General features: G+C 66.9%; 17 protein-coding genes. 11 read left to right on the top strand and 6 right to left on the bottom strand.

From position 1 onward, the window contains the following. Window positions 1-131: 131 nt before the first annotated feature. Entirely contained in the window at window positions 132-626 is a 495-nt protein-coding gene (locus ACM43_RS15655; protein ID WP_271541018.1) for a MarR family winged helix-turn-helix transcriptional regulator, read from the bottom strand. A 159-nt stretch (window positions 627-785) separates the two neighbouring features. Between ACM43_RS15655 and ACM43_RS15650 the strand changes: the two genes are divergently transcribed. From ACM43_RS15650 to ACM43_RS15605, 10 genes are all read left to right on the top strand, one after another. Beyond that, entirely contained in the window at window positions 786-2,063 is a 1,278-nt protein-coding gene (locus ACM43_RS15650) for an amidohydrolase/deacetylase family metallohydrolase (RefSeq protein WP_271541016.1), read from the top strand. 111 nt (window positions 2,064-2,174) lie between these two features. Beyond that, the gene (locus ACM43_RS15645; protein WP_442869313.1) at window positions 2,175-4,466 is read left to right on the top strand and encodes a xanthine dehydrogenase family protein molybdopterin-binding subunit; all 2,292 of its coding nucleotides are present in this window, start codon (window positions 2,175-2,177) and stop codon (window positions 4,464-4,466) included. Continuing rightward, the gene (locus ACM43_RS15640; RefSeq protein WP_271541012.1) at window positions 4,463-5,299 is read left to right on the top strand and encodes an FAD binding domain-containing protein; all 837 of its coding nucleotides are present in this window, start codon (window positions 4,463-4,465) and stop codon (window positions 5,297-5,299) included. The genes ACM43_RS15645 and ACM43_RS15640 overlap by 4 nt, the downstream gene beginning before the upstream one ends. Further along, on the top strand, window positions 5,296-6,492 hold the full coding sequence (locus tag ACM43_RS15635; protein ID WP_271541010.1) for a xanthine dehydrogenase family Fe-S subunit: 1,197 nt from the start codon (window positions 5,296-5,298) through the stop codon (window positions 6,490-6,492). The genes ACM43_RS15640 and ACM43_RS15635 overlap by 4 nt, the downstream gene beginning before the upstream one ends. Before the next feature lie 76 nt (window positions 6,493-6,568). Beyond that, on the top strand, window positions 6,569-7,723 hold the full coding sequence (locus ACM43_RS15630) for an ABC transporter substrate-binding protein (protein WP_271541008.1): 1,155 nt from the start codon (window positions 6,569-6,571) through the stop codon (window positions 7,721-7,723). A 185-nt stretch (window positions 7,724-7,908) separates the two neighbouring features. Then, window positions 7,909-8,781, top strand: a complete 873-nt coding sequence (locus ACM43_RS15625; protein WP_057029909.1) for a branched-chain amino acid ABC transporter permease — start codon at window positions 7,909-7,911, stop codon at window positions 8,779-8,781. Continuing rightward, window positions 8,778-9,824, top strand: a complete 1,047-nt coding sequence (locus ACM43_RS15620) for a branched-chain amino acid ABC transporter permease (protein WP_271541004.1) — start codon at window positions 8,778-8,780, stop codon at window positions 9,822-9,824. The genes ACM43_RS15625 and ACM43_RS15620 overlap by 4 nt, the downstream gene beginning before the upstream one ends. Next, complete coding sequence (locus ACM43_RS15615) at window positions 9,824-10,606, top strand: ABC transporter ATP-binding protein (protein WP_157287726.1); 783 nt, start codon at window positions 9,824-9,826, stop codon at window positions 10,604-10,606. The genes ACM43_RS15620 and ACM43_RS15615 overlap by 1 nt, the downstream gene beginning before the upstream one ends. Beyond that, window positions 10,599-11,303 carry an ABC transporter ATP-binding protein gene (locus tag ACM43_RS15610; protein ID WP_271541001.1) on the top strand — a complete coding sequence of 235 codons (705 nt, stop codon included), beginning with the start codon at window positions 10,599-10,601 and terminating at the stop codon, window positions 11,301-11,303. Before ACM43_RS15615 ends, ACM43_RS15610 begins: the two co-directional genes overlap by 8 nt. Next, on the top strand, window positions 11,296-11,628 hold the full coding sequence (locus ACM43_RS15605) for a Rieske (2Fe-2S) protein (protein ID WP_271541000.1): 333 nt from the start codon (window positions 11,296-11,298) through the stop codon (window positions 11,626-11,628). Before ACM43_RS15610 ends, ACM43_RS15605 begins: the two co-directional genes overlap by 8 nt. Before the next feature lie 124 nt (window positions 11,629-11,752). Here ACM43_RS15605 and ACM43_RS15600 read toward each other — a convergent pair whose 3' ends face one another. The 3 genes from ACM43_RS15600 to ACM43_RS15590 are packed head-to-tail and all read right to left on the bottom strand — an operon-like array spanning window position 11,753 to window position 15,190. Then, window positions 11,753-12,613 carry an alpha/beta hydrolase gene (locus tag ACM43_RS15600; RefSeq protein WP_271540998.1) on the bottom strand — a complete coding sequence of 287 codons (861 nt, stop codon included), beginning with the start codon at window positions 12,611-12,613 and terminating at the stop codon, window positions 11,753-11,755. Between the two features lie 17 nt (window positions 12,614-12,630). Continuing rightward, window positions 12,631-14,001 carry an amidase gene (locus ACM43_RS15595; protein ID WP_271540996.1) on the bottom strand — a complete coding sequence of 457 codons (1,371 nt, stop codon included), beginning with the start codon at window positions 13,999-14,001 and terminating at the stop codon, window positions 12,631-12,633. Next, complete coding sequence (locus ACM43_RS15590) at window positions 13,982-15,190, bottom strand: MFS transporter (protein ID WP_271540994.1); 1,209 nt, start codon at window positions 15,188-15,190, stop codon at window positions 13,982-13,984. Before ACM43_RS15590 ends, ACM43_RS15595 begins: the two co-directional genes overlap by 20 nt. A 26-nt stretch (window positions 15,191-15,216) precedes the next feature. On the opposite strand from ACM43_RS15590, the gene ACM43_RS15585 reads away from it, so the two are divergent. Beyond that, window positions 15,217-15,552 carry a hydroxyisourate hydrolase gene (locus ACM43_RS15585; protein ID WP_271540991.1) on the top strand — a complete coding sequence of 112 codons (336 nt, stop codon included), beginning with the start codon at window positions 15,217-15,219 and terminating at the stop codon, window positions 15,550-15,552. On the opposite strand, the gene ACM43_RS15580 is transcribed toward ACM43_RS15585, so the two are convergent. Both ACM43_RS15580 and ACM43_RS15575 read right to left on the bottom strand, forming a co-directional pair. Beyond that, a complete protein-coding gene (locus tag ACM43_RS15580) occupies window positions 15,553-16,368 on the bottom strand; it encodes an ABC transporter permease (RefSeq protein ID WP_271540989.1) in 816 nt (271 codons plus the stop codon). It lies immediately after the preceding gene. Then, window positions 16,368-17,231 carry an ABC transporter permease gene (locus ACM43_RS15575; protein ID WP_271540987.1) on the bottom strand — a complete coding sequence of 288 codons (864 nt, stop codon included), beginning with the start codon at window positions 17,229-17,231 and terminating at the stop codon, window positions 16,368-16,370. The genes ACM43_RS15580 and ACM43_RS15575 overlap by 1 nt, the downstream gene beginning before the upstream one ends. Between the last annotated feature and the right edge of the window lie 11 nt (window positions 17,232-17,242).

Raw genomic sequence — 17,242 nt, 5'->3', positions numbered from 1 at the left:
AGCGCGGGGCATGCTGACGCGTCGGCCTGCCGCGGCACGCCGGACCCGCCGGATAGTGGCGATCGATGCACGGCCGGGCAGCGGTACGATGATAAATTAAGCAGCCCAACTCAAAAGCGCAGCACTCGCCTCTAGTCGAATAGGGCAGCGGCGCTGTCGCGACTGGGATGGCCGGCCACGATGCGCTGCATCATCTCGATGAAGAGCGCCTGTTCCCGCTGGCTCAAATCGCCGAGCGTTGCGCGATGCGCCCGCCGTGCTGCGCCCTCGATTTTAACCAGCAGCGCGGCGCCGGCCGGCGTCAGGCGGCACAATCGCGCGCGCCGATCGTCCTTGTTCACCGCGCGCTCGACCAGGTTGCGCGCAGCGAGGCGCTTCAAGGCGCCTGTTGTCGTGGTGCGATCGAGCGCGATATCGCCCGCCAAAGTGGTCTGATCGGCGGTTTCTCGCACCGCCAGCGCCGAGAGCAGGCTGTATTGCAGCGGCGTGACCTCGAATTCGCCGCAGGCTTCCTGAAACAGCGCGACGTGAATCTGGTGCAGCCGGCGGATCAAATAGCCGGGCCGTTCCGACAATGGCCAGGGGCGGTGCTTGCCCCCGCTGCGACTTTTCCTGGCTTGCCGCAATGCACGCTCTCCCAACCCCAGACCGTTCGCGCTTAGCTCGATTCGAACGCGCTCGCCACAACAGGATCATGGCACGAAGCTTGCTTTTATCGAAATGCGAAGCATGCTTCGTAATTCGAGAGCGGGGCAACCGCCTGCGCAACAGTCAAGGAGAGCGCCATGTCCGTCACTGCCAGCTTCGATCTTCTGCTCCGGGGTGGCCGCGTGATCTGTCCGGCCTCCGGCATCGATGGCCTCAAGGACGTCGCCATCCGCAATGGCAAGATCGCGGCGGTCGCATCCGACATTCTACCGACCAGCGCGAAGGAGGTCGTCGATGTCAGCGGCAAGCTGGTGCTGCCCGGGCTGATCGACACCCACGCGCACGTCTATCAATATGTCTCCGGCCGTTTCGGCATGAACCCCGACATGGTGGGCGTGCAGTCCGGCGTGACGACGCTGGTCGACCAGGGCGGTCCGTCCTGCATGACGCTGCCGGGCTTCCGCCATTTCATCGCGGAAGCCTCGGCCTCGCGCGTCTATGCGTTTATCTCCGCCTATCTCGTCGGCGGTCTCGAGGGCCATTTCTATCCGCAGCTCTACAGCCCCGACGGCGTCGACATCGATGCGACCGTCAAGGCGGCAACCGCCAATCTGGATCTCGTGCGCGGCATCAAGGCTCATGCCGAGATCGGCGGCTTCGCGCGCTGGGGCATTCGCGTCATCGAGATGGCGGCCGAGATCGGCAAGCGCGCCGACCTGCCGGTCTATGTGCATTTCGGCCAGCTCTGGGGCCTGCCCGAGAGCGGCGCCAACGGCGAGGACGCCGACACCATCCTCACGCGCGTGATCCCGCTCTTGCGCGAGGGTGACATCCTCGCCCATCCCTTCACGCGCCATCCCGGCGGATTCGTCAACCGCGAGGGCGAGGTGCATCCGGTGATCCAGGCCGCGCTCGACCGCGGCCTCAAGGTCGACGTCGGTCACGGCAGCCATTTCTCCTATCGGCTCGCGAAAAAGGCGATCGCCGCCGGCGTCATTCCGACCACGCTCGGCGCCGACATCCACGGCTACAACACCCATGTGCCCGCGCCGGCGGGAACGCCCGACCAGCACGAGGACGATGAGAACCATCCCTTCGCGGGACAAGCCAAGTTCAGCCTGGTCCAGGCGATGAGCTCGATGATGGCGCTCGGCCTGTCGCTGGAGCAGGTGGTGCCGATGGTCACCTCCAATCCCGCAAAAATGCTTGGCCGCAGCGAGGAGATCGGTGCGCTCAAGATCGGCATGGACGCCGACGTCTCCGTGCTCACGGAGAGAAACGGCCGCTTCGTCCTCAAGGACAACGAGAACAACGAGGTGATTGCCGAGCGCCTGCTGCAGCCGGCGTTCTGCCTGCGCGCCGGCACCCGCTTCGACGCGGTCGCGCCGATCCTGCCGCAAGCCGTCGCGGCATAAGGCCGGGCGGTGGAGGAGAACGCGAAGTTGCGCAACGAGCGAGAATTTCGATCGGGCAGAACGGGGCAGGGCGTTGGCGCGCGGCTGCCGCGCAAGGAAGACGACCGTCTGATGCGCGGCCGCGGCCAATATGTCGGCGACGTCAGGCTCGCCGGTCTTCAGGACGTCGCCTTCGTGCGCAGCCCGCTGGCGCATGCGCGCATCCGCGGCATCCATGTGCCCGAACGCCATCGCGGCAGCGTGTTCACGGCAGCCGATCTCGTCGGCATCAAGCCGATAAGGGCGGTGTCGGGGCTGCCGGGCTTCAAGATCTCTGAGCAGCCGGTGCTGGCGACCGGCAAGGTGCGTCAGGTCGGTGAGCTCGTGGCGATGTGCCTCGCGCCGACCCGCGCCGAGGCCGAGGACATCGCGGCCGCCGTGACGCTCGATCTGGAGGAGCTGCCGGCGATCCATGACATGTTGAAGGCGCGCGAGCCCGGCTCGGCGCTGGTGCACGAACATTGGGGCGACAACGTCTTCCTGGAGACCAATTACGAGGTGGACATCTCCGCAGCGCTCGACGCGCCGATCAAGGTGACGCGCGAGATCTCGACGGCGCGGCAATGCATGTCGCCGCTGGAAGGCCGCGGCGTGGTCGCGACCTTCGACAAGAGGCTCGACCAGCTCACGCTGCATTCGGCGGCGCAGATGCCGCACATCACGCGCAGCGGCCTCGCCGAATGCCTCGGCATGGAGGAGGGGCAGATCCGCGTGATCTCGCCCGACGTCGGCGGCGGTTTCGGTCACAAGGGCATTCTGTTGCCCGAAGAGGTCTGCCTGTCCTGGCTGACGATGCGCTGCGGCCATCCCGTGCGCTGGCTCGAAGACCGCCGCGAGCATCTCGTCGCCAGCTCCAATTGCCGCGAACATCATTACAAAATCACTGTCTATGCTGACCGTGACGGCACGCTGCGCGGCATCGACTGCGAAGCGACGGTCGATTCCGGCGCCTACTCGTCCTATCCGTTCTCGGCCTGCTTGGAGGCCGCGCAGGTCGCCAGCATCCTGCCCGGTCCCTACAAGATGCCGGCCTATCGCTGCCGCACCTTCTCGGTCGCCACCAACAAATGCCCGATCCTGCCCTATCGCGGCGTCGCGCGCACCGGCGTCTGCTTTGCGCTGGAATTGATGCTCGACCTCGTGGCGGCGGAAGCCGGCCTCGAGCCCGGCGAGGTGCGGCTGCGCAATCTGGTGCGCCCCGAACAGATGCCGTTCGACAACATCACCAAGAAGCATTTCGACAGCGGCGATTATCCGGAAGCGATGCGCCGCGCGCTCGCGGCCATCGACATCGACGCCATCCGCGCCAGGCAAAAGCAGGGCGAGGCCGACGGCCGCCGCATCGGCGTCGGCATCTCCATCTATTGCGAGCAGGCCGCGCACGGCACCTCGGTCTATTCCGGCTGGGGCATCCCGATGGTGCCGGGCCATGAGCAGGCCTCGGCGCGCCTGACGCCGGACGGTGGCCTTGAACTGCGCGTCGGCGTGCACTCGCACGGGCAGGGCATGGAGACGACGCTCGCCCAGGTCGCACACGAAATCCTCGGTGTGGATGTCGCGAACATCCGGATCCTCCTCGGCGACACCGCGATGACGCCGTATTCGACCGGCACCTGGGGCTCGCGCTCAATGGTGATGGCGGGTGGTGCGGTCGCGACCGCCTGCCGCGAGCTCGGCGAACGTGCGCGCCGCATCGGTGCGAAACTGTTGCAGCACGATCCGGCCTCCGTGGTGTTGCAGAACGGCGAGGTGCGCGGCGTCAACGGCAGCGTCGGCCTGAAGGCGATCGCCCACACCTGGTATCGCCGCCCGCAGGATTTGCCGCCAGACGTCGATCCCGGCGGGCTCGAGGTCACCCAAGGCTACAAGCCCGTGCGCGACAGCGGCACCTTCAGCTATGCCGCGCATGCAGCCGTGGTCGCGGTCGATCCTGATATCGGCGAGGTCGAGATCCTCGACTATGTGATCGTCGAGGACGGCGGCGTGCTGGTCAATCCGCTCGTCGTCGACGGCCAGATCTATGGCGGCCTCGCGCAAGGCATCGGCACCGCGCTCTACGAGGAAATGCCGTTCGACGCCTCCGGCCAGCCGCTGGCGACGACGCTCGCGGATTACCTGCTGCCCGGCCCGACCGAGATCCCGACCGCGCGCCTCGACCACATGGAGACGCCGTCGCCCTATACGCAATTCGGGGTGAAAGGCATCGGCGAGGGCGGCGCCATCGCACCGCCCGCCGCGATCGCCAATGCCGTCAACGACGCGCTGCGCCCGCTCGGCGTCGAGCTGATGCAGTCGCCGATCACGCCGCATCGCGTCGTCGCGGCGGTGCTGGCTGCGCGTGCGGCCGAGAGGAGTGCGGCATGAAACCCGCGCCCTTTGCTTACGAGCGCCCGCGCGACCTCGATGCGGCCCTATCGATGCTGGCCGCAAGCGGCGGATCGGCGAAGATCATCGCCGGCGGCCAGTCGCTCGGTCCCATGCTCAATCTGCGGCTGGCGCAGCCGGAGCTGATCGTCGACATTTCGGGCCTTGCCGAGCTCAAGCGCGCAGAGGTCTCCGGCGACGAGCTGGTGCTGGGCGCCCTCGTCACCCATGCCGACATCGAGGACGGCCGCACCGCCGACGTGACCCGCGGCGCCATGCGCGGCGTCGCCGCCAATATCGCGTACCGCGCGGTGCGCAACCGCGGCACCATCGGCGGCTCGCTCAGCCATGCCGATCCCGCCGCGGACTGGATCTCGGCGCTGGCGGCCCTGGGTGCGCGCGTGACATTGCGCAGTCTTGCCGGTGCGCGATCGATGGCGGTCGAAGCGTTTGTGGTCGGTGCGCTGGAATCCGCGCTGCATGCCGGCGAGATCGTCGAGGCGGTCCACGTGCCGGCGCGATCGGCGACGGCGCATTGGGGTTATGCCAAGAGCTGCCGCAAGACCGGCGAATTCGCCCATGCGATCGGCGCGATATTGGTCGATCCCGCTGCCGCCTCGGCGCGCGTCGTGATCGGTGCAATCGATACGACGCCGATCGTCATCACCGATGCCGCAGAGCTGTTCGGCGGCCGGATTGCCGCCGATTACAAGCAGCGCTTCGATGTCCGTGCCGCCGATGCCCTGCTCGCAAGCGCCGGCATCGACGATGCCGCGCAGCGCCATATCCATGTCAGCGTGCTGAAGCGCGCCGTTCTGGAGGCCGCGGCATGACCACGATCGCGCTTCAGGTCAATCGCCGCGCGGTGGAGCTGCCCGCCGAGCCGCGCACCAGCCTTGCCGATTTCGTCCGCGACAAGCTCGATCTCACCGGCACGCATCTCGGCTGCGAGCATGGGGTCTGCGGCGCCTGCACCGTGCTGCTCGACGGCGTGCCGGCGCGCTCCTGCATCACCTATGCGGCAGCCTGCGAGGGCGCCGACGTCACCACGATCGAAGGCCTCGACGAGGACGAGATCACGACCGAGTTGCGCGCCGCCTTCACCCGCGAGCATGCGCTTCAGTGCGGCTATTGCACGCCGGGCATGCTGGTCTCGGCGCGCGACCTCGTGCTGCGTCTGCCCGACGCCGACGAGCGCCGCATCCGCGTCGGCCTCAGCGGCAATCTCTGCCGCTGCACCGGCTATGTCGGCATCGTGCGCGCGGTGCAGTCCGTGATCGAGGCGAGGCGCGCGCGCAGTATCGCGCCGCAGGCAGGCGGCGGCCGGACCAGCCTCGGTCCGGTCGGGTCGGGGCGCGCTGCACCCAGCCGCAGCGACCCACCGCTTGCGCAGCAAGCATTGGCCCCTGCCTCAGAGAAGATTGCACCCGGCAGCATCCCCGACTTCACGCCGGCAACCGTGCTCGATCAGCGCTTCACGCTGCTTTATCCGCCGGCAAAGGTGTTCGCGATGTTCGAGGATATCGCAGGCATCGCCGCCTGCCTTCCCGGTGTATCACTGAAGTCGCCGCCAAGGCCGGAGCGCGTGGAAGGATCGATCCGCGTCCGGCTCGGACCGATCGGAGCAAGCTTCGAGGGGGCCGCACGCGTCGAGCGGGATCCCGCGACACTCTCGGGGCGCATCGTCGGCATCGGCACCGACCAGCGCAGCCATTCCGCGACGCAGGGCGAGATCCGTTACCGCCTGCTGCCGCTGGAAGGCGGCGCGGCGACCGCGGTCGAACTGTCGATCGGCTACACGCTCACGGGAATGCTGGCTCAGGTCGGTCGTCCCGGCCTGGTGCGAGACCTTGCAAAACGTCTCGTTGCGGAGTTCGCCGCCAATCTCGACCGCCATATGTCCGGCGCCTCGTCGGGGCAGGCAGCTCCGGCGGAGCTCAGCTTCTGGTCGATTGCATCGGACGTCTTGCGAGCCCGGCTCGCGCAAATGTTTCGCCGCGCCTTCGGAAGAGGTGGCGCGGAATGATCGGCGCGCCGGCGCCGCGGAGTGACGAAGCCTAGACTGCCCTGACATCAACAGCGTGGGATTTGGAGAGACAAACATGACACGAACACTCGGACTGGTTCCGGCAATCGCATTGGCGACGGCCTTGTTCGGCGGCGCCGCGGGGGCGCAGACCATCAAGATCGGCGTCAACGAGCCGCTCACCGGCGCGTTCGCGGCCTCAGGCACTTACGTCGTCAACGGGGCCAAGATCGCCGCCGACGAGATAAATGCCAAGGGCGGCATCCTCGGCAAGAAGATCGAGCTCGTCATCGAGGACAACAAGAGCAACCCGACGGAGGCCGCCGCCGTCGCCGAGAAGCTCATCACCAGCGACAAGGTGCCGGTCCTGATGGGCGCCTGGGGCTCGAGCCTGACGCTCGCGGTGATGCCGAAGCTGATGGAATACGAGACGCCGATGGTGGTGGAGACCTCGTCCTCCGGCAAGATCACGACGACGGGCAATCCCTTCATCTTCCGCATCTCGCCGCCCTCGGCGATCGAGGCCGCGGCGTTCAAGGGCATCGTCGACAAGCTCGCGCTCAAGAAGGTCGACTTCCTCGTCATCAACAATGACTGGGGCCGCGGCACCGCCGAGGACTTCAGCAAGATGATGAAGGAGAAGGGCATCGGCATCGGCCTGGTGGAAACCATGGATCAGGGCGCGCAGGACATGAGCGCGCAGCTCTCCAAGATCAAGAGCTCGGATTCAGAGACCGTCATCGTCACCACCGCAGTCGATCAGCTCACGCTGATCTTCAAGCAAGCCGCGGCATTGGGCTTGAAGAAGCGCATCATCACCACCGGGGGCTCGCAGAACCCGGACCAGATCATCGCGCAAGCTGGCGCTGCCGCCAACGGCACCATGCATCTGACGACGTTCCTGCCCTGGTTCCCGGACAAGACGCCGAACCCGGAAGCCACCAACTATTTCATCGCGGAATGGAAGAAGCGCGGCTTCGACTTCGCGGGCTGCACCGAGAGTTTCCGCGGCTATGACGGCATCCGCACCGTCGCCGCCGCGATCGAGAAGGCCGGCAAGGCCGAGCCGGCCGCGATCAAGGCGGCGCTCTGGAATATCAACATCAAGGGGCTGAACGGTGACATCGTGTTCCGCAAGTCCGGGCCCGAGGGCAAGGAAAGCGGTCAGAGCCAGCCGAACGTCTATCTCATCGAGATCGCCGACGGCAAGATTGAGATGAAGACGCTCTAACGCGCGATGAGATCAGATTCGATGCAGCAACGAGGAGGTGCGCTCCCTCTCCCGCTTGCGGGAGAGGGTTGGGGAGAGGGTGTCTCCGCGGTGGGATTCCCCAAGAGGATAGAACCCTCACCCGGCGCTTCGCGCCGACCTCTCCCGCAAGCGGGAGAGGTAATGCAGAACATCCGGGAACAATCTTGAGCGAATTCCTCCAGCATCTGATCAACATGCTCGTGCTCGGCGGCACCTATGCGCTGCTGGGTATCGGACTGACCTTGATCTTCGGCATCATGAACGTCGTGAACTTCACGCATGGCGTGCTCTACACGTTCGGCGCCTACATCATGTTCATCGTGGTGCAGCAGCTCGGGCTGAACTTCTTTCTCGCGCTGCCCGTGGCCGTGCTGGCCGGATGGCTGCTGGGTGCGGCCATTGAATTGACCTTGCTGCGTCCGCTGCGCGGCTCCGACATCGACACCACCATGCTGGTGATGATCGGCGCCTGGATCGCGATGCAGTCGGGCACGCTGTGGATCTGGGGCGGAGTCGCAAAAGCGGTGGCGACGCCATTCCCGGAGGCGCCGCTGGTGCTGGGGCCGGTCTCCGTTTCATGGCTGCGCCTGTTCGTGCTCGCCGCGGCGGCCATGTTGATCCTGGTGACTTATCTGCTCATCAACAAGACCAGCCTCGGCCGCGCGATGCGGGCGACCTTCCAGGATCACGACACGGCGTCGCTGATGGGCGTGAACGTCGACATGATCTACACCTCGACCTTCGCGATCGGCTCCAGCCTCGCCGCCGCCGCGGGCGCGCTGCTCGGGCCGGTCTACGTGATCTTTCCGCAGATGGGCGATCTCGCCGCGGTCAAGGCTTTCGCCATCGTCATCCTCGGCGGCCTCGGCAACATCACGGGCGCGGTGATCGGCGGCTTCATCCTGGCGCTGGCCGAGGAGCTCGGCGCCGGCTACGTCTCGTCAGGTTACCGCGATGCCATGGGCTTTCTCATCATCATCGCGGTGCTGATCTTCCGGCCGACAGGCCTGTTCGCGCGCGCGGAGCGCGTCGGATGAAGACGATCGTCACGATTCTCGCCGTTGCGGCGCTGGCCTCGGTGCCGCTCTGGCTGCGCGATCCCTATCTGCTCAACGCGCTGATCACGACCGGCATCTTCGTCATCGGCGCGATGAGCCTCAATCTGCTGCTCGGCTTCACCGGCCAGCTCAGCCTCGGTCATATCGCCTTTTTCGGCATCGGCGCCTATGTCAGCGCGCTGACTTCGCTCGGTTTCGACATCGGCCTGCCCGGAGGCTTTCGGCTGGTTCACACGCCCTGGCCGCCGATCATAGGCTTCGTGCTGGCGATCCTGATTGCAGGATTGTGCGGCTATTTCGTCGGTCTGTTGTCGTTCCGCGTCCGCGGCGCCTATTTCGTCATTGTGACGATCTCCTTTGCCGAGGTGGTCCGGCTGGTCGCGCTGAACTGGGTCGAGCTGACGCAGGGCCCGTTGGCGCTGACCAATATCCCGTCCATCGCGTTGCCCTTGCCCGGCTTTGGCGAGCTGACGCTGCGCACGAAATTCCACAACTATTATCTCGTCCTGGTCGTTGCGCTCATCGCCTATCTCCTGATCGCGCGCCTCGTTCATTCCCATTTCGGCCGCTCCATGCGTGGCCTGATGGAGAACGAAACGCTGGCCGTCTCGGTCGGCATCGACGTGACCAGGACGCTGACGATCGCTGCGGTGATCTCCGCCGCGATCGCCGGCGCGGCCGGGAGCCTCTATGCGCACTACATCCGGATCATCGATCCCGAAGTCTTCGCCTTCATCAACACCGTCACCATGGTGATCATGGTCATCAGCGGCGGCAAGGGCTCGCTGGCGGGTCCCGTGGTCGGCGGCCTGATCTTCGGCCTGCTGCCGGTGGCGCTACGTCCGGTGATGGCACCGGAAGCGCAGTGGATCGCCTATGGCGGCGTGCTGATCGCCATCCTATTCGTGTTGCCGCGCGGCATCGTGCCGTCGCTGGCGCAGCGGTTGACCCGGCGACGGCGCGGGACGACGGCGCTGGCACCGGTGACGCTCACTGAAACCGGCGCCAAGGAGCCGGCGTGATGACTGCGCGCAGCATCGCCATGACCATCGATCAGGTCGCGGTCCGCTTCGGCGGGCTGGTCGCGATCTCCGACATGAGCTTTGAGGTCGGCGAGGGCGAGATCGTCAGCCTGATCGGGCCGAACGGCGCCGGCAAGACCACCGCCTTCAACGTCATGACCGGTTTCCTGACGCCGAGCGCAGGCCGAGTGACCTATCGCAACACTGCACTCGCCGGATTGAAGCCGCATGAGATCGCCGATCTCGGCCTGATCCGCACCTTCCAGCGCACCAGCGTCTTCCCGAACGACACCGTCTATGACAACCTCCTGATCGGCCTGCACCGGCAGGGCCGGGTCCGGCTGCTCGACGCCATCCTCGGCCTGCCAGGCGCGCGCGCCTCGGAGCGCAAGCTGCGGCAGCGCGCGAGCGAGCTGCTCGAATGGGTCGGGCTCGAACGCCGCGCCCACGATGCGGCAGGCTCGCTCTCCTACGGCGAGCAGCGCTTGGTCGGCGTCGCGCTGGCGCTGGCGGCCGAGCCGTCGATGCTGCTGCTCGACGAGCCCGTCTCCGGCATGAACGCCTCGGAGACGCACCGTTTCGTCGAGCTGATCCGCAGCATCCGCGACCGCGGCATCACGATTTTGCTGGTCGAGCACGACATGCCGATGGTGATGACCGTCTCGGACCGTATCGTGGTGCTCAACTATGGCCGCATCATCGCCGAAGGGACGCCGGATGTGATCCGCAACGATCCTGCTGTCATCGAAGCCTATCTTGGACATGGAGCAGGACGTGCTTGAGATCCGCGACATGGTCTGCGGCTACGGTGGCGTCACCGCGCTGCGCGGCATCTCGCTCGACGTGAAGGCCGGCCAGCTGGTCGCCCTGATTGGCGCCAACGGAGCCGGCAAGAGCACGACGCTGCGTGCGATTTCCGGCCTGGTGCCGCCGCGCTCGGGCCAGATGAAGTTCGAGGGCATCGACATCACCGGTGCGAGGCCGCCGCGCGTGCTGGCGAGCGGCATCGCCCATTGCCCGGAAGGGCGGCGCGTGTTTCCGCATATGAGCGTCGAGGAAAATCTCGACATGGGGGCTTACCTCCGTCGCGGTTCGGGTGAGATCGCGGCCGACCGCGATCGCATCTACTCGGAATTCCCGCGGCTCGCCGAGCGGCGCAGGCAGGCCGCGGGCACGCTGTCGGGCGGCGAGCAGCAGATGCTCGCGATCGGCCGCGCGCTGATGTCGCGGCCGCGCCTGATCATGTTCGACGAGCCCTCGCTCGGGCTCGCCCCCAATATCGTCGAGCGCACCTTTGCGATCATCCGCGGCATTCGCGATGCCGGCACCACGGTGCTGCTGGTCGAGCAGAACGCCTTCGCCGCGCTCGAGATGTGCGACCACGCCTATCTGCTCGAGAACGGCCGCATCGTGCTATCGGGCGCCGGCAGCGAGCTGATCGCGAACGAGCACGTGCGCAAGGCCTATCTCGGTGGGTGACGACGCCGGATGGATTGACGTCTGCGATCTCGACCGGCTGAAGGCGGAGACCGTCGTCCGCGTCGCCGGGCGCGACCTGCTCGTGATCTGGAACGAGGGCAACGTCGTCGCCTGCGAACGTGCATGCCCGCACGAGCAGGCGGATCTGGCCTTGGGGCAGGTGACGGCCGGGCGCCTCAATTGTCCCCGCCATGCGGCATCATTCGATTTGCGCGATGGCGAAATCAGTGCGGGATGGCCGAGCCGGCCGCTTCGGCTTTATCCGGCGCGGATCATGGACGAGCGAATCTGGATTGAGCTGCAGGAGCGGCAGCCTGGGCGATGATGCCATCATGCCCCTGTTTTGCCCGACGAGTCAAAGCGGCGGCGGCGGTGTCGATCGGCCCTCAAACAGTTCGCCTTTGCAAACAACGACATCGCTACTGTGCATGGGGTTGTTTTTCGCACTTTTAGTCTAGCAGCCGCCGCGCGGCCTCCACCAGGACTCCGTCCGGACGGCGCAAAGCCTCGAGAATGGTGAAATGGTCGGCGCCTTCGACCGAGATGAGCTTGCCCGGCGCTCCCGCCGCCACGCGCCTGTCGTAGAGATTGATCGAATCGCAGACGAGCGCCGGCAGCTCGCTGCTGCCATAGGCGATGTCGAGGCGCTTCCGGGTGACGGGCAAGCGCAGTGGCGACAGCGTGGCGATCTCCTCGTCCGTCAGCTTCAGAGCGTCGTTCAGCCCCGTATCGCGGATCGGCGCGAGATCGTAGACGCCCGAGAGCGCGAGCCCCGCATGGACGCGCGGATGATCCAGCGCCATTGCGACGAGATGGGCGCCGGCGGACCAGCCCGACAGCACGACCGGCCCGGCAACGCCGTAGGACGCGCCGTGCGCCGCGAGCCAGTCGAGCGCGCGCGGGATCTCGGCGACGATCTCGCTGAGGGACACCTCGGGCGCCAGCGAATAGCCGGGGATCGCAACCGACCAGCCATGCGCGGCGACGCCTTCGACCAGCATGGCGAACAGCTCGCGCGAATTGCGCTGCCAGTAGCCGCCATGCAGGAACACCAGGCAAGGCGCATCAGGCTTCGCGGCCGGGTAGAGGTCGATCTTGTTGTTGGCCCGCTCGCCATAGGGCAAGTCGAGATGCGACTTGAGCGTGCCCCGCAGGCGGCTTGAGGCCTCGTTGCGCTCGGCGATCAGGGCCGGGCTGTTCTTGACCGCCGTGTTGTTGTCATAGGCCGCGCTGCGCTCCGCCCGGGACAGTTCGGACCAGCGGTCGCGGGGATCGAGCGGCCGAATTGTCGAATAAGCGTTCTCAACCATGGGAGTCTCCGTTTGCGTCAGGCACTGCGCAAGATCGCTTCGATCTCTTGCGCTGCTGCGAGCAGCGAGCGGTCTTGCCCGCGCGCCGCGATGATCTGAAGGCCGAAGGGAAGCCCGCGCCGATCCGTTCCGCACGGAATCGAGATCGCCGGCAGGCGGGCATGATTGACGAACGGCGTGAACACCGCGTGGGCCCGCGGGCTTGCGGGCTTTCCGCCGATCATATCAGGGCCAAGCTGCGTCAACGGCCAGGCGACGCAGGGGACGGTCGGCGCCAGCAGCACGTCAATTTCGGTGAAGAAGGCGGCGAAGGCGTTGGCGATCGCGGTGCTCGCAAGCAGCGCTGCAGCGACCTCCGCACCCGACCAGGAGAGACCTCGCTCGATCTGCTTGGCAACGTCAGGATCGAAGACAGTCTGATCCTTGCGAAAGCTATCGCCATGGAGCGCCGCGAGGCCCGCATGCTGCAGCGGCATGATCGCATCCTCCGTGGCGCCTGCCGGCCAGATGGGATCGCGTCGTGTAATGTGCAAACCTGCTGCGGAAAGCCGGTCGACCGCGGCGGCGAGGCCACTCGCGACGACGTCGTCGATCGCGACGCCGAGACCAAGGCGCGGCGAGAACGCGATGCGCTGGCTGCCGATCTCTCTGGCCTGCTGCGCAACGACGGCAGACTCCGGATCGCGCGGATCGGCGCCGACCATGGCTTCAAACGCCAGCGCGATATCGGCCGCGTCCGATGCGATCGGCGCGATGACGGAGAGGCCGAAGAACGGTTCGGCGAAACCTGGCCCATAGGGGATCGCGCCATAGGACGGCTTGAAGCCGGCGACCCCGACATGCGCCGGCGGCCTGCGGCTGGAGCCGCCCGCATCGGTACCGATCGCGAGCGGCACCAGGCCGGCCGCAACCGCTGCGGCCGGGCCCCCGGATGAGCCGCCGGGCGTCAAAGCGGGATCGAGCGGATGCCGCGTCGGCCCATATAGCTGCGAGGTCGTCACGCCCTTGCAGGCGAACTCGGAGGTCGCGCCGATGCCGACGACGACGGCGCCGGCCTTGCGCAGCCGCTCGACCGCGACGGCATCGCGCGGCGCGATGAAATCAGCGAACAGGCGCGAGCCCTGCGTCACGCGCCAGCCGCCGACCCAGATGTTGTCCTTAGCGATCACGGGAACACCGGCGAGCGGCATGATCTCGCCCAGACGCAGGCGGTCATCGATCGCCGCCGCATCCGCCAGTGTGCGTGCAGGATCGATCGTGACGACCGCGTTCAAGGCCTTGGCGGCCTCGATGCGGCCGAGCGCGGCTTTCGCGGTCTCGACGGCATTGGTCCGCCGGGCGCTGACCTTGGCAGCGATCTCGCGCGCGCTATTTGTTCGCGTTATCATGGCCTCCCCACATCAATGCCAATGTGCCGCCAAGGGCAAGGCACGCCAGGGCGAAGAAGGCCATGCCGAGGCTGGCCACGCCATCGAGGATCGACACCAGCGCGGGCGCGGCAAGGAGACCGGCATAGGATGCGGTCAGCACCGCGCCGGTGGTCTCGCCGATCCGATCCTGCGGGGCGAGGCGGGCGATCTCGGCGACGAAGACGCCGTTCCAGCCCGACGCCGTCAGGCCGAATAATGCGGCGATGATGAATTGTCCGCTGCGGCCGAGCGAAGCGCCGTTCAGGCCGAGCAGCGCGGCGCAGAAGGCCATGCCGAGGCCGATGACGACGAGGACGGCGCGCGAGGCATCGAGCCGCATGGCGACATAGCCCCAGCCGAGACGGCCGACGAGGCCGCCGGCTTGCGCGCAGGCGAGCGCCATGCCGGCTTCGATATGGCTGAGGCCGAGCTCGCGCGTGCCGAGCGTGACGAAGACCGTGTTGAGCGACACCTGCATCGCGCTGAACGGCATCGAGGCCAGCGCCAGCATCGCGATCCGCCGGTCCGCGATCACCAGCGCCAGTCGCGCGCGGAGATCGAGCTTCGGCGGGGGGGCGACCTTGCCGGCATAGGCCGGCCGCAACCGTTCGAACAGCGCGATCGCCAGTAGCGCCAAGGCAGCAACGGCGGCATAGCACCAGACCGGCCCGAACGCGATGGCGATCGCGGGCAGGGCCAGCGAGCCGCAGACCGCGCCGATCTGGTTACCGGTCTGGCGCACCGAGAACACGAAGGCGCGCCGCTCGGCGGTCACGAGGCGCGCCAGCAGCGCCGCGCTCGCCGGCGTCTCCGGCCCCATGGCCAGGCCGATGCAGAGGCCCGCTGCCAGCAGCGCGGCGCTCGTTCCGAGCGAAGCCAGGGCCATGCCGACGACGATGGCCGCCGCGCACAGGCTCGCGATCCGCAGCGAGCCCAGGCGCGCGATGAAGCCGCCGCCCCAGAACGAGGCGGGGATGCCGACCGCGAACACCGCGGCGGAGAACATCGAGAGCTGCCAGACCTCGATATGGGCGCGCGGGGCGACCACGCCGGGCGCGAACAAGGCCAGCGCGACTAGGGCCTGAAGCCCGGTCATCGCGCCCAGGGCCGGCAACAAGGCCGGCAGCAGCGCGGGCGCTGGCCGAGCGGCCGTGTTTCCGTCTACCATGGCAACGTGCTCATGGGAGGAACATTGTGGCAGGCGGTATTTCCATTCACGCGGTCGATGTAGCGAGCGGGCGCCCGGCGCAGGGGCTGCGCGTCGAGATCTGGCGGATCGATCCGGATTCGCAGTGCATCGCCGACGGGCGGCTCGGCGCCAACGGCGTGCTCGATCATGCCGTCGCGCAAGGTGCCGGTGTGACGGAGGGCGCGTACGAGGTGCTGTTTCATCTCGGCGAATTCTTTGGCGAGCGCGACGGCTTCCTCACCGTGACGCCGTTCCGCTTTCGCATCAAGAACGTTGACGAGCATTTTCATTTGCCGCTGAAATTTACGCGCTGGGGCTATTCGTTGTTCCGCGGCGCCTGATCAGTTGGTCAGCCGCCGCGACAGGCCGGTGACGCGCTCCATGACCGCGACCAGCGCGACGGTGGCGATGATCAGCACGCCCGACAACGCGGCGATGGTGACATCCAGCTTGCCTTCGAGATCCTGCCACATCCGGATCGGCAGCATATCGGTGGCGGCATCGCGCAGGAACAGCGAGACCGGCACGTTGTCGAAGGAGGACATGAAGGCAATGAAGGCGCCCGCGATGATGCCCGGCCGGATCAGCGGCAGCACGATGCGGCGAAAGGTGTAAAGCCGGCTCGCGCCGAGCACGGCCGAGCTTTCGAGCAGGGTCGGCTCGAGCTGGGCCAGGGCTGCGATTGTATTGCGCACGACATAGGGCACGCAGACCACGGTGTGGCCGATCACCAGCGTCAGCGGCGACACCGGCAGGCCCACCAGCGAGAACAGCATCAGGGCGGCGAGGCCGAAGGCGAGCGCCGGCAGCACCAGCGGCGACATGAACAGCGAATCGAGCAGCCGCGCCGACAGCGTCCGTGACCGCGAGATCGCAAGCGCCGCGGCGACGCCGAGCACGACGGACAGGCCGGTCGCCCACATCGCCACGATCAGGCTGTTCTTGGCGGCGAAGTGCAACTGCCAGGCATTCCACAGCTCGACGTACCAGCGCAGCGAATAACCCGGCGGCGGGAATCGCAGCGAGAAGCCGCTGGTGAAGGAGACGATCAGCACCACGAGCGAGGGGGCAATGATGATGAGAAGCGCGATCACCGCGATCACGCCCATGACGAGCTCGAAGCTGATCGCCTCGAGCGTGCGCTTGCGGCCGCTCATCATGCGCCTCCATAGCCGCGCGACATGCGGCCGAGCGTGGTGAAGACCGAGACGACCGCGAGCACGGCGAGCAGGAAGATGATCGAGATCGCGGCCGCAAACGGCCAGTTCTGCAGCGTCGAAGCCTGCTGGTAGAGATACATCGGCATGAACAGCATCTGCCCGCCGCCGATCAGCGACTGGGTGATGAAGGCGGTGATCGCGGCGGCATAGGTCAGCGTGCAGCCGGCGATGACGCCCGGCAGCGAGAGCGGCAGCACGATCCGGAAGAAGGTGCGCCAGCTGCCGGCGCCGAGCGAGCAGGAGGCATCGTCGAGATTGGGATCGATGCGGCTGAGCGCGGTGATCAGCGGCAGCGTCATCAAGGGCATCTGCACCTGTGCCAGCGCGATCACCACGCCGAACTGGGTGTAGAGCAGCTTGAGCGGGGTGTCGATCAGGCCGAGCGATTGCAGCGTCGCGTTGATGATGCCCTGGCGCCCCAGGATGACGATCCAGGCGAAGGTGCGGACCACGACGCTGGTCAGAAGCGGCAGCAGCACGATCAGGATGATGACGGTCTGAAGCTTTGGCCCGACCCGCTGATACAGCCAGGCGATGGGAAAGCCGAGCACGAGGCAGACGGCGGTCACCTCGGCCCCCAGCAGCAGCGTCGAGCCGAGCACGCCGAGGCTGAAGGGATCGGTGAGGAAGTGCAGGTACTGGCCGAGCCCCCAATGGAGCCCGGCCGTGTCGTTGTGCAGCGAGAGCCAGAGCAATTGCAGCAGCGGCGCGACGAAGAAGGCCAGGAAGAACAGCGCCAGCGGCGCTGCCAATCCCATTCCGTAGGACGTCACGTCCCGTGCTGCCGGCGCTGCGCCCATGGCTTGAACCT

Source organism: Bradyrhizobium sp. CCBAU 45321 (assembly GCF_028128975.1).
Classification (GTDB): domain Bacteria; phylum Pseudomonadota; class Alphaproteobacteria; order Rhizobiales; family Xanthobacteraceae; genus Bradyrhizobium; species Bradyrhizobium yuanmingense.
This window is presented reverse-complemented; position numbering and strand designations above follow the sequence as displayed.